Below are 16,419 nucleotides of genomic sequence, written 5' to 3'. Positions count from 1 at the left end.
TAAAAGGAGGATTTATTGTCAATCTAAAGGCTATTCTAAAGCAAATAGAGGAGGAGATGACAGCGTGAAGATGAGCAAGAAATTAGAACAGAAATTTTTAATGGTGTTGGTGTTATTGCTGGTTATGAGTACTTGGATGCCGTTTGTACAAGTTCAACCGGTACAGGCTGAAGATTCGACAGCGACGACCGAACGAGAGGTGCGTTTGTCTTATATTCGTGACGATCAAACGTACGAAAACTGGAACATTTGGGCGTGGAATACGGGCAGAGTCAATGATCAAATCAATTTTGATTCGTATGACGGTGGGGTGGCTGTCGCTCATATTGCCGTGGCGCCAGAAACAAAAGAATTTGGATTTGTTTTGCGCAGCACAGAAGATTGGAATACAGCAGAAAAAGAATTTGGGGATCGTTTTATCCAGGTGAATAAAAATGATTCTTTGACAAAAGCTTTTGTCACGAGTGGAAAAGAACAGATTCGCATTGTACCTGATGGATCGGCGCCTGTTATTGATAACGGAGACGCCATGTTTTATTACCGTGACAAAGAACTTTTCTCAGCGGACGCAATGAATACGATTGAAAAAGTTGAGTTGCAGTTTGATGGCGAAACGCATGAAATGACGTATGAACCGGAAAATGAGCGGTTTGTGTTTTTAGCGAATAATATTCCGACGGGTGAACAACCTTATACATACCTCGTGACAAAAGCGGGTGTGACAACGGAAGTAACGGATCCTTACAATACGGTGGACGGTGTGTCGACGCTTGTATTTAACCAAGCGGATTTAACAGTGAGCGGAACTGTAGCTCCGTCAGCCATCGATTATAATCAAAACGCGGTATTAAGGGTTGATATTGAAGGGGTAACAGAAGACGTGAAAATCACAAAAATTGTTGCGGATACTTCGCTTTTAGGTGGATCTGCTGGACTAGAAATTGATCCGACCGTAAAAGAAGTATCAATTGCAGTAGATGATGATATAGCGGCAGGTACAAAGGTGATTCCGTTAACTGTGACGGATGCTTATGGCAATTTGTATAAAGGAACGGCAGAAGTAGAAGTGAAAACGAGACAGTCAGTCGGAGAAGGAGATTTTGACTGGGACGAGTCTGTGATTTACTTTATGTTAACGGACCGATTTTTTGATGGGGATACGTCTAATAATGACCCATACGATTTAAATTACGATACAGAGTCGCGTGGTACGTACCAAGGCGGCGATTTTAAAGGCATTACGAACAAGCTGGATTATTTAGATGAGCTTGGTGTCAATACGATTTGGATTAGTCCGGTTGTGGAAAACATTAAATACGATGTTCGTTATTATGAAACGTCAGAACCGTATTATGGTTACCACGGTTATTGGGCCAATAATTTTGGGGAGTTAAATCCGCATTTTGGCACGATGGAAGAGTTTCATGATCTGATTGACGGGGCACACGACCGCAACATGAAAATTATGGTCGATGTGGTGGTCAATCACACAGGATACGGCTTAAAAGAAATGGACGGTTCAATCACCAACCAACCAGCGGGCTATACGTCAGATGCCGACCGGGAAAGATTTAGTGATTTGCTTCGTCAAGGCGCGGACGTAGGCACAGATGAAGTGGTCGGTGAACTAGCAGGACTTCCAGACTTTATCACGGAAGATCCAAAAGTTCGCGAACAAATTATCGATTGGCAAACCGATTGGATTGAAAAAGCGACGACAGAAAATGGCAATACCATCGATTATTTCCGTGTAGATACCGTGAAACACGTAGAAGATGCAACGTGGATGCAGTTTAAAAATGCCTTAACGGAAAAAATGCCGGAATTTAAAATGATCGGTGAAGCTTGGGGCGCTAAAGTTGATAATACGCAAGGCTACCTAGAAACCGGCACGATGGATTCATTGCTAGATTTTGGTTTTAAAGAAACGGCTCGGTCATTTTTGAACGGCAGTTTAGAAGCGGCTAATGCGTCTCTTGCCGAACGAAATGAAAAATTGGATAATACCGCAACGTTAGGTCAGTTTTTAGGAAGTCATGATGAAGAAGGGTTCCTCCATTCACTTGCTGGAGATAAAGGAAAGCTACAAGTAGCAGCCACTCTTCAAGCGACAGCAAAAGGACAACCTGTAATTTATTACGGCGAAGAGCTTGGCCAAACAGGAGCTAATAACTACCCACAATACGATAATCGTTATGATTTTGCGTGGGATAGAGTGGAAGGTAATGAAATTTTGGCTCATTACACCAAAATTTTAAACTTTAGAGAAGATTATTCAAAAGTATTTGCGAAGGGTCAGCGCACGTTTGTTGGAGGATCTGATAAAGATCAATTCCTACTGTTTTCTCGTGACTACCAAGATCAAAAGGTTTACGTTGGGTTAAACGTAGCAGAAGAAAGCAAAGCGGTGACTTTAACTATGGATTCTGCAGACGCTGTTGTGACCGATGCGTATTCGGGTACCGAGTATACGGCGATAGCAGGGAAAGTAGACTTAACACTTCCAGGAAAAGCGGATGGCGGTACGGTTTTATTAACGGTTAAAGGAGGCAACATTACCAGTGTTGCGAAAGCTGACGGCAGAGTGGAAGTCGAACCAGTACCGGAAAACAATATCCGCATTCACTATAAGCGCGAAGACAATGTTTATAAAAATTACGGGGCATGGCTATGGAATGATGTGGCATCTCCTTCTGCGAATTGGCCAGTAGGGGCGACGATGTTTGAAAAAACCGATAGTTACGGCGCGTATATCGATGTGCCATTAGCTGACGGCGCGAAAAATATCGGCTTTCTTGTCATGGATATTACCGCAGGTGACGTGGGCAAAGACGGCGGAGACAAAGGCTTTACGATTTCTTCGACACAAGCAAATGAAATTTGGATCAAGCAAGGTTCAGACAAAGTGTACACGTACGAACCGGTAGATTTGCCAGCAAATACAGTCCGTATTCATTACACGCGCGATGGGGGCGACTACGAAGACTTTGGCATATGGAATTGGGGCGATGTCGCGTCTCCTTCAGAAGACTGGCCAACAGGCGCCGTTAATTTTGACGGAACGGATCGTTACGGCGCTTATGCAGATATAGAGTTAACAGAAGCTGCAAAAGAAATAGGATTCTTAGTGGTCAATGAAAAAACGCAAGAAAAAGATGCAGGCGATAAATCATTTAACTTGTTGGATAAATTCAATCACTTATGGATCAAACAAGGAGACGATACAGTTTACGTTTCTCCTTATGATGAAGTCGCATCAGGTCTTGGGTCGGCTGAAGTTGTTTCTGAAGATACACTTCTTTTAAGATTTAACAGCACAGATGGCTTAACTTCTGAAAAATTAGTAGCCGGGTTAGCGATTCTAGATGCGGACGGCACAGCTGTTGGAGTAGAAGCGGCAAAAATTACAGGAGACAAAACGGTCGAAGTCACAGCACAATTTAATATAGACAAATTGCCACTGTCCGTTACGTACGCCGGCAGAACGGTGTCAGCTACTACCGGGTGGAGAATGTTGGATAAAGCATTTTCTTATGACGGCGATGACCTCGGTGCAACGTATAAAAAAGGCCACGCAACATTGAAATTATGGGCTCCAAAAGCAAGCAAAGTCGTGGCGAATTTCTATGATAAAAAAGATGCCACGACGTTACTTGGCAGTATCGAATTAACACTCGGAGAACAAGGTGTTTGGTCAAAAGACATTGCACCAAGCGAATTAGGTGTGAAAGATTTAAAAGGGTATTATTATCAATACGAAGTCACAAACGATGGCATTACGAAAAACGTATTAGATCCGTACGCCAAATCAATGGCGGCGTTTACGGTAAATACGAAAGGTGAGGCAGGTCCAGACGGAGATAAAGTAGGGAAAGCCGCAATTGTCGATTTGAGCGGAACTAACCCGAAAGGTTTCGGCCATGCATCAATTGACGGCTATGAAAAACGGGAAGATGCCGTGATTTACGAAGTGCATATTCGTGACTTTACAGCAGATCCTTCTATTGAAAAGAAATTAAAGTCGAGATGGGGATCGTACACGGCGTTTATCGACAAATTGGATTACATTAAATCTCTAGGCGTCACCCATGTTCAATTGCTGCCAGTTATGGCTTGGTATTTTGGCGATGAAACGAAAATGGGTGAAAGAGAGCAAAACTATTCAGCTCTTGGCAATGAATACAATTGGGGATATGATCCGCATAATTACTTCTCACCAGATGGTGCGTATTCACAAGACGCGACCGATCCGGAATTACGCGTCAAAGAACTAAAAGCATTGATCGATGCAATTCATGATGCAGACATGGGGGTTGTGTTGGGTGTGGTTTATACGCATACGGCGCAAACGAGTTTATTGAACGACATCGTGCCAGATTATTACGCGTATCAAGACGACAAAGGTAACTTCCTTGGCGGATTTGGCAATAACTTAGCAACAAGTCACACAATGGCTGAAAAGCTAATGGTCGACTCTGTAAAGTATTGGTTTGACGAATACAAAATTGACGGCATGCGATTTGATATGATGGGCGACGCTACGTATCCGTCCGTTCAAAACGCTTACGATGCGGCAGCTGCCATCAATCCAGATGCGTTATTCATTGGAGAAGGATGGCGAACATTTGCAGGGCATATTGCAGACCCAGACCTTGCCGGAATGGGCGCTGATCAAGATTGGATGGATAAAACAGATGACGTAGGCGTCTTTTCAGACGAAATGCGAAATGAACTAAAATCTGGTTTTGGCTCTGAAGGCGAGCCGCGATTTATCACAGGTGGGGCACGCAATGTAGCGACTATTTTCAATAACATTAAAGGCCAACCATCCAATACGGCCGCTGACGACCCGGGCGACATGGTTCAATACATCGCTGCACACGACAATTTACCACTTTATGATGTGATTGCGCAATCCATTAAAAAAGATCCAGCAATCCCGGAAAACAATCTTGAAATTCATAAACGCATTCGCATCGGAAACTCGCTCGTTTTAACGTCTCAAGGAACCGCGTTTATCCAGGCTGGCCAAGAATATGGCCGGACAAAGCAATGGTTCGGCGAAGGCGTACCTGAGCAAAAATATCACGAATTAAAAGATGAAGCGGGCAAGTCGTTTGGCTACTTTATCCACGATTCGTATGATTCTTCCGATGCCATCAATCAGTTTGATTGGCAAAAAGCAACAAACAAAAAAGACTTTGCCGTCAACAACACAACGCGCACCTATACAGAAGGCTTGATCGAGTTAAGAAAATCGACAAACGCTTTTCGACTAGGAGAAAAAGAGCTAGTGGACAAAAACGTCTCGCTACTGGACATTCCGGAAATGAAAGATTCCGACTTAGTCATAGCATACGAAAATAAATCCACCGACAACACTGGAAATTACTACGTCTTCGTCAATGCGGACAACAAAGCCCGTAACTTCACATTAGGCGACTACGATTTCTCGAAAGGTGAAATTGTCGTAGACAACGACGAAGCAGGAACCAAAAAAGTCTCCAAACCATCCGGCTTTACGTTATCAAAAGATATATTGAAGATTGATCCGCTGACGACAATTGTCATTAAAGTGGATGAGAAAACGAAGAAAAAAGTGAAGCGTTAAGACCGAATTTTCATTTTGATGTAGGAAATGCACTAAAGCGACTGGCAGAATCCAAGTAATTCTGCCAGTCGCTTTTTGGTGCTGAAGTTTATGTATGTAGAATAACGTGTATATAAATAGATAAAACCAACTTGATCGTTCATACATAGCAGAAAGGGTTTGGGGGGATGGAAAAAATAAAGCTGCCGCTTCTTTTATTCGTCCTCATGGCGATGGGATTTGTGATTTTTTGGGTGTTTGGTCGATATTTGTAGCGGAGGAAGATGGTTGAAATGGCTAGAGTTTGTTGAGATAGATTCATTACGTGGCGATCAAAATTTTGAAAATCAATAAAAAAGCTGAACTTGTATCATTGGTGTAGGACTAGCCAAAGAGGAGTTCAGCTTTTTTAGGGAATTGTCTATGCAGCTTTCTTCTGATTTCTGCCGACTAGCAATAGTCCGCCCATCAACGCCATCAGCACACCAATCATCGTGTAAAGTGGTCCGTTAGAAGCGGTCGTCGGCATTTCGTCGCCTTCTTCGGCCATTTCTACTTGCCCGCGAAGTTCACCGTCAGGATACTGTTCTGTATGAAGGTTTACATAGATATCACCAGCCACCATCGCTTTTGTGAAATCTTCCCATGACATTTCTCCGGCAAGGTCGGCTTCACTTAATGTGCCCGATGCTACTTCGCCATCGTAATCTGTCGCTTCCTCGTTGTTGAACAAGGCTATTTCAACAGGTCCGTTTTCGCCAGTTGCGCCACTGTGAAAATGGCCGGCAAGCGTGTTTTCCAAATCCTCAGCATTTACCGTGAATTCGAGAGACATGCCGTCTTCGCTAAACTGAACAGATGCATCTCCTGTTGCAGAGCTTTCGACATCTGCTGTTTCCTGGTCTGGTGTCAACTCTGCCATAAACTCTTGTCCTTCATGAGCAGCAAAAACTGATCCGGCAAAACCTGTAACGGCCAATACTGAAACGAGTGGTAAAGCCAAGCGTTTTTTCATAGATCATTCTCCTTCTTGCAAATTTCGCCAGTAGGCGATAACATATTATACAACAAAGTATTCTTAAAAATTAGAATTTTCTGTTAAAATAAATATAAACACCTTAATGAATACCTTAATTTGTCAATAGATGCGGAGTAGAAGTATAGAATCAGTCTATTCCAGTATGGAACTAGGGGTGAAACCGTGAAGAAAAAAGTAGGTGTGTTGCTTTTATTGATGGGATTGCTTTTCGCCGCTTGGAACGGCTATGTATGGCTGTCTGAAATGTCTTCTAGCCAAGAAACTATCGATGAAAATGATATAGCACAAGCAAATGAAATCGACAGTGTTGCTGTTCCGACAGAAGCTCTTGTTCAAGAAGAAGTTACTCCTTCGTTGGTGAAAAAGGAAATTCCAAACCCTCGGAATTACGAAGAATATGCACGGGGGGAAGAGATAGGATGGTTGTTAATTCCTGCTCTGGATAAAAAATACCCGGTTTACTGGGGAACAGACGACGACACGTTAACGCAAGGCGTCGGCTATCATGTCGGTAACTTCACCACGCCTCCAGATGGCAAGCAGCATACCGTTTTAGCGGGGCATAGAGACACGGTATTCCGCGAACTGGGCAATTTAAAAGAAGGCGATACGATGTTTGTACAATTTGAAGACGTTCAATACGAATATAAAATAAAAAGGACTTGGATTACAGATGCAAAAGACCGGTCAGTTATTGTTGCAAAAGATAAAGCTACCCTGACACTTACCACTTGTTACCCGTTTAACTTCCTCGGCGCAGCGCCTGACCGTTATATCATTGAAGCACCACTTGTGGATATTACCGATATAAATTCATGAAAACAGCGACACTCAAAATCTGAGTGTCGCTGTTTGTTATTTTTTCTCCAACCCAATGGCAAACCCTAAATACATCAACGCATTACGCGCTTTAAATAAAGTCGTCTGTGCCAAACGTTCAAGTTCGACTTGCGTCATTTGATGCTTACGCAGTTCGCCAGTTTCAGCGATTTCTTCTTTTTTCGTGATGACTTGAACAAAGCTGCGTTCGAGTTGGTCACGGATAAGCAATGAACGAACCGTCGCAACGTTTTGAACAGCAGATTGCTCGTAGCCAAAAAGTTCTTTGGACAGCCAAAACAAGGCTTTCAACGCGCCATTTTTGCTATCTCGAATAAATGGTTTGAGCGGTTTTTTCGGATCTTCTTCTTCAAACCACATACGCTGCATCCCAGCACGTGGATTTGTCATTTCGAGTTTGTAATACTGGCTAACAAACTGAGAAACTTTTGAGAACAAGGTGTATGACTGGCGGTAAACGGTCTTTAGCTCTTCATTGCGCTCATCGCTAGGCTCTTTTTCTAACGCTTCAAAAAGATTCCAACGTAGCCCAGTAAATTCAGAAACGATGCTATCCATAAATGTTTCAAGGAATAGCCCGCGTTCTTTGTCAGAACCAACATGACGATAGTTAAGTGTATCAATTTTCATCGTGCCTGTTGGATCGACTTCGTTGTTATCATTTAGCAACAAACGATGCTTCGCGCACCAGTCGCGGTAATCACGCTCGCGGCCTTCGAAAAAGTTTGGCTTGTAGCTGCCAGTAAGATCAATCGGCCCGATCTCCTCGAGCATTTTAACAGCCAGTTTTAAGCGGTCTGCATACAACGCGCGTCCATTCGTATTGGTGATTTTTTCAATCCCGTCACGCAACAAATCACGCGACAAATGAAGTGCCTCACCTTTTGCATCCTTATCGCGTAAGAATGTCGAATAAAACAACAGTCCCCATCCGCGTTCAGCATCTAAACGTTCGTAAGACGGATCATTTTCCGCTTCGGTCATTTGCTCTAAAACGTTAAGTCCATCAAGCGAACGACCCACATAAATTAACGCTTCCGCATAATTCAAGCAAATTTGGTTCCATATAGTAGGCGGCACTTTGCCACGGAACTGTGCGTATAAGCTTTCAAAAAGAAATAGCTGGCGCTGCTTCATCGGGCTGTTCCAGTCTTTTTGTAACTGGTGCTCGACGCCGAGCTTGCTGCTTTCAAGTAAAATCGCCAGCGGATATGCCGCTTGACCTTCAAGACGTTTTTTTAAGTGTTCAATGATCTCTTTCAGCTTTTCTGGCTGGGTGCGTGTTTTTTGAAACTCCTGCAGCAATAATTGTGCAGCTTGGTATACTTCTTTCAATTCAAACTGTCCATAATCGTCTGATTGGGCAATCTCTTGTAATGTCGACATCGGGAACCCTCCTTGGATCGGTGCTTCTCTTCTTATTGTACCGAAGTCGAGCGAGTGGGTCACCCCTTGTTGACGGAATTTTTGGGGATTGGTAGTGATATGCGCGGTCTTGGACGGGGTTATGCGCGGTCCTAGAAAAATACGCACGGTGCAGCAAATGATACGCGCGATGCTGAGATAATGCGCGCGGTGGCGAGACCGTTACGCGCGCTCCAGAAAAAATACGCGCGAACGAGTTTCGGACGCAGAAAAGTCTCACTTGAATAGTAGAGGTTGCTTTTTCTTGAAGCGAAGCAAGTAGGTTTTAGTGCTTTTCGCTCGCGAAAAGCGGGGCAACTTGTTCTTTTGTTTGGACGGGCGAGTGTGATTAAGCTTGAGAGTAGGCTGGGTGGCGGCATACGCACGGTTGGGCGTGTGATACGCACGATCCTGGAGAAATACGCACGGTGCAGCAAATGATACGCGCGATGCTGGGAGAATACGCACGGTGGCGAGACGGTTACGCGCGTTCCGGAAAAAATACGCGCGAACGAGTTTCGGACGCAGAAAAGTCTCACTTGAATAGTAGAGATTGCTTTTTCTTGAAGCGAAGCAAGTAGGTTTTAGTGCTTTTCGCTCGCGAAAAGCGAGGCATCTAATGGTTTTGGCGGGCAAGCATGACCAGGCTAAAGGTAGACTGAGTGGCCACATACGCGCGGTCCTAGAAAAATACGCACGGTGCAGCAAGTATTACGCACGCACCCCAAAAAATACGCGCGGCACAGAAGCGCTTACGCACGCTCCCCCAAAAATACGCACGCACCCCAAAAAACTTCCCGAAACTTTATAGTTGCAAATCCACACCAAGGGGTTTATATTGTATGAGGAGTCAATGATTGATGCCTCAATCATTATCAAAACACATAAACCTAACAGAAAAAGGAGCACGACACATATGCAAACTACAGAAACTTACCAACAAACAAACGATTTTAACGACATTATGAACAACCGTCGTTCGATCAAACAATACGACCCATCGGTGAAAATCAGCCGCGAAGAAATGAGTCAAATCATTGAGCAAGCTTCAACAGCGCCATCTTCTATTAACATGCAGCCTTGGCGTTTCGTCGTAATCGACACCGAAGAAGGAAAAGAAAAAATCGCACCGCTTGCTTCATTCAACTTAGAAAAAGTAATGAGCGCATCGGCAGTCATCGCCATTTTTGCGGATCTTAAAAACATCGAATACGGAGAAGAAATTTACGGAAAAGCTGTAGAACTTGGTTATATGCCTGCAGATGTTATGCGCGCTCAGCTTGATTATTTCAAACCAGCTTATGAAAATGCACCGTACGATACAATGAAAGACATCATTATGTTGGATACAGGTCTTGTGTCTATGCAATTAATGCTAGTTGCGCGTGCTCATGGATATGGCACGAATCCAATTGGCGGTTATGATAAAGAAAACATCGCAGAAGTGTTAGACTTAGATAAAGATCGTTATGTTCCGGTTATGTTACTGACAATCGGGAAAGCATTAAATGATGGCTTCCAGTCATACCGTTTGCCTGTTGAAACTACTACGCAATGGAAATAAAAGATGGTCAATGAAAAGCGAAAAGCCAATCAATTGACCCTATCACAAAAGAGGAGGTCCATTGATGGCATGTTCATTTTCAAAGCAAGAGCAAATCTTACAATTGTTCAAAGGACTGACCAACCAAATCAGCCCGAAATTTGAACGTTGTACAGGCATTAGTGCATCGCGCTATGAATTGCTTTACCAACTTTACAATACTGACGAAATCAACCAATCGACGCTTCAAAAAGCCGTCAATATTGATAGCGCGGCCGTTACGCGCCACCTGAAACAACTCGAGGCAGACGGCATGGTTACGAGAAAAAGAAGTCCAGCCGACAACCGCGTCATTTTTGTCAGCTTAACTACTGAAGGTCGTGAAAAAATTATTGGCTATCGCCAAGAAAACATGGGCTTTGTCAATCAAATGCTTCATGACTTCACATCAGAAGAAATTGAGCATCTGTCCGACATGCTAAGTCGCATGCAAAACAATATAAGCGAGTACTAAAGCACGACCAAATAAAAAACAGAGGATGAGTCGACATGATTATTATTCACGCAAACTTGCAAGTACAACCAGCACAAGAACAAGCATTTTTAGAAGCAGCTAAAACAGTTATCGAAGGATCACGTCAAGAAGCAGGAAACATCAGCTACGACTTGAAAAAATCTACGGATCAAGAGCAACATTACACAATGGTTGAAGTGTGGAAAGACGCTGAAGCGATCCAAGCACATAACACAAGCGAACACTTCCAAGCATTTGTTCAAAAAGCGCCAACATTCATGGCTGCACCAATGGACTTAAACGCTTATAGCGCAGAAACTGTAAAAATCTAATAAGCAGTATTTTGAAAGAGCAGCTTGTAGCTGCTCTTTTTTTTATTTGAAGTGAACAGCTACTAGTTATTTAGAGCAACCCGACATATAATAAGCTAAGCGACTCTACTGGAATATCATGTAAGTAAATAACTCAACAAATAGAAACAGCTAACAAAATTGAAGGGAAGAGCGTTTTGAAAGCAAAATACATACCGGTAATCTTCTGGGGGCTGTGCATTTTACTAGCAACCAATAATTACAATTTCCAAGCCCTGCTATTCAGCCAAGAAATCAACTTTCATATTCGCGTGTTCCCCAACTTTTCGGATTTGTTCATCACAAATGACATTCATTTAAACAGTAAAACTTACGTATTCCAAAAAGTCGGTCATGCCTTGTCTTTCGGTATACTTTTTCTCATCATGGCGAAAACGGTAAATCATAAGACAAAAGCCATCATTTTATGCGGTCTGTTTGCGTTCTTTACCGAATTCCTTCAATTATTTTTTGAGAGGAGCGGAAGAATCTCTGACGTCATTATTGATATCGGTGGCGTTTATCTAGCTTATCGATTGAGTATACACGTAGAAGAACGAGGTGGAATCACCGAAACCTTTTGGAAAACGGTACAAAAAATAGCCAGTGCACTGACAAATGAAAATTCCCGTTAAATAAAACCAAATCAAATCGACGTTTCTTCTATTTATAGAAGAAACGTTTTTTTGTCTAACTTCTTACTGTGAACTCCTATCCCAGCGCGGGCTCGCCAATAGGCCGCTAGAATGTCCTCAAATCGCTTCATCAATCAATGGGAAAAATAAACTTCCAACACCCCTATATTTGTATTGCATCCTATAATTTTCCACTATATAATAAATCAACCACATTTACATGGGGCAATGGGAGAGGCGGGAATAATAGGGATATGAAAGCAAACGAGATACAAACAGCGCAGCAAGCAGTAGACGCAATCCGTCAGTTATGGGCGGCACGTTCCATTCGTGGATTACGTAAATTTATGGGGGAACTCCAGACAGAAGAAGATTTTTTGCGCTTGATGAAACTAACCGATCAAGCGGATTTATATACGTACGGTCATTTACTCACAACACAAGCGCATAAACGCTTTGGCACGTTGCGGACATTTACGTGGCAATGTGCGCGATTACTTGAGACAGGACGCAGCTTAGAAGCAGAAGAACAAATGGTTGGCAGGTTGCATGGTATCGAATCTGGTAATGATTCAACAGAAGAACTAGCAGCGGCTCATCAATTGTTGTTGCGCGTATTTTCTCAGTTAAATCGTTTGCCAGAAGCAAAAAACCAACTTGAACAGTACAAAGCACAAAAAGGGTTCCTTTGGCCAGATCTTGAAGGTTTTTATTTTATTCACAGTGGAGAATGGCAACAGGCTGAAAGAGTGTTAGAAGGAGCGTTGAGCGACAGAGTCACTGAGCGGAGTCAACAAGTGCGCATCTTATATGCAGATGTATTGGCGATGACTGGTCGACAAGCAGAATCTTTAGCTGTTCTTGAAAAGGGGCAAGAGCTAGAACCGGACTCATGGACATTCCGTGCAGATATTATTCGGACGCTGTTTTTCCTTGGGCATTACGAAAAAGCACTCTCTGAAATGACACACTATAATGAAGAAAACCCATACCACGTTCATCACAATGCATGGGCATATATGGCGGCGGAATGCTTGTACAAGCTAGAACGTTGGGAAGACTTGCAAGCTTGGGTAAGCAGTCATCACAAGTTGCTGAAAAAAACCGTTTACGGCAAAGGGGAAATTCGCCAGGATGCCGAGCGCAAAGAGATCAAGTTAACGCCAAACATTCAAAAGCTCAATTATTGTGTGCCGGCGTCTTTATCGCTAATGCTCGAAGCTTACGATATGAAAAAAGGACAAGACGAAATTGCAGAGCATGTTTTTGATGTGACGGGTTCGGATTTGCAAATGACGATGACGTATATGGAGTCACTCGGGTTTACGGCGCGTTATTTTAAAGGCCAGCTTACTATCTACAAGCAATTGATCGATGCGGGAATTCCGGTATTGCTCAGCATGATGATTGAAAACAATGCACATGTTCAAGTTGTTATTGGTTATGATGACCGCTTGCAAGCATTGATCGTGCAAGACCCTAACGATTTAGGGCCGTATTTATTGTCATATGAAGACATGAAAGATACGTATAAATTAACGGATTCTTTGAGTATGGTGTTTTTATTGTCAGTGCAGCAATCGTTTTTAAGCTTGCTTGATAATAAAGAACATCAGTATTTCTCGCAGTTGTTTGAAATTTGGGCTGCTGAAGAAAAAGTCGGAGAAAAAGATCGCTCGATCGATTTTCTTGAAGCCCATCCAGATGAACGTTACGGAGCAATGGTCGGATTAGTCACTCGTTTTTCAGAAAGAGCCAAAGCGCTTCATTCGACTTGGCTTGAAAAGCTTTATAAGGACCTCGGAAAAGATGATGCGGAAGTGGCGCTTTTGGCGGCTCACATGCATTACCGAAAGGAAGAAACTGAGCAAGCGTTAAAATGCTTAGAGGGCGTTAAAGAAAAGAACAGTCCGTATGCGCTATTTTTAAAAGCCGCTATTTTGATGAGTCGAAGCGAACATGAAAAAGCAGTTCCGCTTTTAAAGCGTTCGATTGAATTGGATCATTATCAACCAATGGCCTATAGCCATTTGGCGCGTTGTTATTTGGAAATCGATAAAACGTATCAAGCGTTTAAATGGTCGAGTATTGCGCTTGAGCAAGAACCAACAGACGTATTTGCGCGAATTACGCATAGTTTGATTCAATACGAATCTGGTGCTTATGAACAAGCGTTGACACGTTTTCGTGAGCTAGCTCACGAACATCCACAAGACGGTTATTTCATCTATGAAATAGGTCGTTGTTTGCTGGTGCTTGGTCAGGAAAAAGAAGCGATAGCGTCATTTGAACAAGCGAAAGAAATTGACTTTAAAGAACCATTCGCGTATTTGCGTATTGCGGAAATCCATATGGAAGCAAAAGATTGGGCGTTAGCGGACATTATTATTCGTGAAGGAATTGATCATTGCGAAAAAACCGATGTACTGCATTTGTATTTGGGGCATATCGCGATGGAGCAGGAACAGTTTACAGAGGCGGAAACTGAATACCGGAAATCGCTCGAATTGGATAAGACGGATTTGTATACGGTCACGCACATTGCGCATGCCTTGCTGAAACAAGAAAAAGACGATGAAGTGAGAGAACTCATCATGCAATACGCAGAAACGGGGGACACGTTTTATTTCAACCGAACTGCTGCGATGCTTTGGCAAGAATCGGAAGATGATATAGGAAAAACGCTAGCACTCCACTTGTTGGAAGTTGGCATGGAACGTGAAGCGTTAAATCTTCACGAAATCGCCGAGCAATACGCGGAGTTTGGTGAAGCGCCACAATTCCGTAGCCGTTTGTTTGATCGTTTCAAACGCTTCCGCGAAACTGCCGCAGATCCACAATTATTGTGTTACGAAGGTGGTTTGTATGAACTTGAAGACCATCAGCGTTTTGCAAAAACGCTGTACGAGCAAGCTGTCGAAATAAACGGACTTTATTTGGCGCATTATCATTTGGGTCGCCTTGCCGAACAAAACGATAAATGGAAACAAGCGCTCGAACATTATACGGAAAGCGTGAAAGCCGACGCCAGTTTCACGGCGGCTCATGAAGGGTTGATGCGTAGTTATTTGGCGTTAGAAGATCATGATCGAGCTTTTAAAGCAGCATTGCATGTGTTGGAAAATGAACCACTGCCGCTTGATTTGCAAGAATTGTTCGAGTTAGTCGATAATGACTCAAAACAAATTGCGATTAGCCAAGTGCTCGAAAAAGTAGCCGCACAAGTGCCTGAGGAATGGTTGTTGTCAGTAAAAGCTCAACTTGCAGAGAAGGAAGGCAATGTGGCTGAAGCTGAGGAATTATTGCTCCAAGCACAAGCACTTAACGGAGCGTTGCCATCTCGTTATCAATATATGCAATTTTGTGTACGACAAGGAGACTTAAAGCGCGCGCTTGTTATACTGGAAGAACTGATTGAAGAGCATCCAGCTGAAGAAGGCTTTTACGCAGAGTATGTTCAGTTGTTAGTGAAAATGCGCAAAACTGGCGAGCTTCAAAGACGTTTGAAAAAACGACTCAAAGGCGAAGAGTTGGCGATGGCTGAAACGTATAGCGCCGATCAATTGGTGGTGTTGTTGGATACAGAAGAAGAGGAATCGACGAATTTCTTTGGAAGATTACGCGACAAATCACGCCGCTTTTTACTAGTTTCCAACATTATTGACCTTTACACAGATGCTGCGAAAAAATACAAAGATAGCGAAGTGCCCGTCTTGCACCTTGCAGAATTTTACATGGAACGTGACGGGGCAGACGATGCGGCAGAAGAACTAGAGCCGTTTGTTAAACGCACGGGCAATTTTGATGCGGCGAAATTATTGCTTCAAGCTACATTCCAAGAAGCTAATAACAAGCAATCTCCAAAGTTGCTAGGTAAAGCCATTAAACAAGCGCAAGAACTCTATAAGCAAAAGCCGGTCGACATTGATCTTGTTTTATGGCAAGGAGACATGGCTGCAGTCGAAGAAGATATAGACAAGGCACAGACGTTTTATGAAAAAGCAATCTCGATGAATCCATATCGCAGCGATAGCTATGTACGCTTAATGCATTTACTTGCCGATCACCGGAAAGTACAACCAGAACAATTTGAAAGTCGGTTACCGGAAGAGCTTCGACTGAACGAATGGATTTGTGTAACACTGGCGATTATGTCGATCAATACCGGAGACAGTGTCTCGGCAATGACACGGTTACGTGCGTTGCAAGACGATGCACCGGAATACTTGCCGGCCAGTTACGAGTTGGCACGCGCAACCATGGTAGCTGGTCACCCTGCTCAAGCAAAAAAAATGCTTACGGAACTATTTGATAAAGACGGTGGCGAGTTGTTTATCGAAGCTGCCGTTGAAGAAGAGTTATTTGAAGAAATTCTTGACGAAGTGTTAACTGTACAGGTTTAATGTAGTGAATAAAAGCGCTGTCTTTGATTTTAAAGATGGCGCTTCTTACTTTATAAGTATTTAATGGTCTTGATTTCCAAGAAACCCTTGAAAGCTAAAGG

At 43.1% G+C, this 16,419-nt stretch carries 9 protein-coding genes; 7 read left to right on the top strand and 2 right to left on the bottom strand.

The annotated features are described in order from the left end of the window. Positions 1-70 precede the first annotated feature (70 nt). The gene (locus BBI08_RS13070) at positions 71-5,611 is read left to right on the top strand and encodes a pullulanase (RefSeq protein ID WP_065528567.1); all 5,541 of its coding nucleotides are present in this window, start codon (positions 71-73) and stop codon (positions 5,609-5,611) included. Positions 5,612-6,011: 400 nt separating this feature from the next. Here BBI08_RS13070 and BBI08_RS13065 read toward each other — a convergent pair whose 3' ends face one another. Then, positions 6,012-6,605 (bottom strand): CHRD domain-containing protein, encoded by a 594-nt coding sequence (locus BBI08_RS13065; RefSeq protein WP_008496998.1) that lies wholly within the window; start codon positions 6,603-6,605, stop codon positions 6,012-6,014. A 186-nt stretch (positions 6,606-6,791) separates the two neighbouring features. Between BBI08_RS13065 and BBI08_RS13060 the strand changes: the two genes are divergently transcribed. Next, positions 6,792-7,448 carry a class D sortase gene (locus BBI08_RS13060; protein ID WP_008496999.1) on the top strand — a complete coding sequence of 219 codons (657 nt, stop codon included), beginning with the start codon at positions 6,792-6,794 and terminating at the stop codon, positions 7,446-7,448. Between the two features lie 36 nt (positions 7,449-7,484). On the opposite strand, the gene BBI08_RS13055 is transcribed toward BBI08_RS13060, so the two are convergent. Further along, positions 7,485-8,855, bottom strand: coding sequence for an LA2681 family HEPN domain-containing protein (locus BBI08_RS13055; RefSeq protein WP_065528190.1), 1,371 nt, complete (start codon positions 8,853-8,855; stop codon positions 7,485-7,487). A 934-nt stretch (positions 8,856-9,789) separates the two neighbouring features. Between BBI08_RS13055 and BBI08_RS13050 the strand changes: the two genes are divergently transcribed. From BBI08_RS13050 to BBI08_RS13030, 5 genes are all read left to right on the top strand, one after another. Next, positions 9,790-10,437, top strand: a complete 648-nt coding sequence (locus BBI08_RS13050) for a nitroreductase family protein (protein WP_065528189.1) — start codon at positions 9,790-9,792, stop codon at positions 10,435-10,437. Positions 10,438-10,501: 64 nt separating this feature from the next. Continuing rightward, complete coding sequence (locus BBI08_RS13045) at positions 10,502-10,930, top strand: MarR family winged helix-turn-helix transcriptional regulator (RefSeq protein ID WP_008497001.1); 429 nt, start codon at positions 10,502-10,504, stop codon at positions 10,928-10,930. Positions 10,931-10,965: 35 nt separating this feature from the next. Continuing rightward, entirely contained in the window at positions 10,966-11,262 is a 297-nt protein-coding gene (locus BBI08_RS13040; RefSeq protein ID WP_008497002.1) for a putative quinol monooxygenase, read from the top strand. Positions 11,263-11,438: 176 nt separating this feature from the next. Next, entirely contained in the window at positions 11,439-11,915 is a 477-nt protein-coding gene (locus BBI08_RS13035; protein ID WP_008497003.1) for a VanZ family protein, read from the top strand. Between the two features lie 254 nt (positions 11,916-12,169). Beyond that, a complete protein-coding gene (locus tag BBI08_RS13030; protein WP_008497004.1) occupies positions 12,170-16,318 on the top strand; it encodes a tetratricopeptide repeat protein in 4,149 nt (1,382 codons plus the stop codon). Positions 16,319-16,419 lie beyond the last annotated feature (101 nt).

The organism is Planococcus halocryophilus (assembly GCF_001687585.2).
GTDB lineage: Bacteria > Bacillota > Bacilli > Bacillales_A > Planococcaceae > Planococcus > Planococcus halocryophilus.
This window is presented reverse-complemented; position numbering and strand designations above follow the sequence as displayed.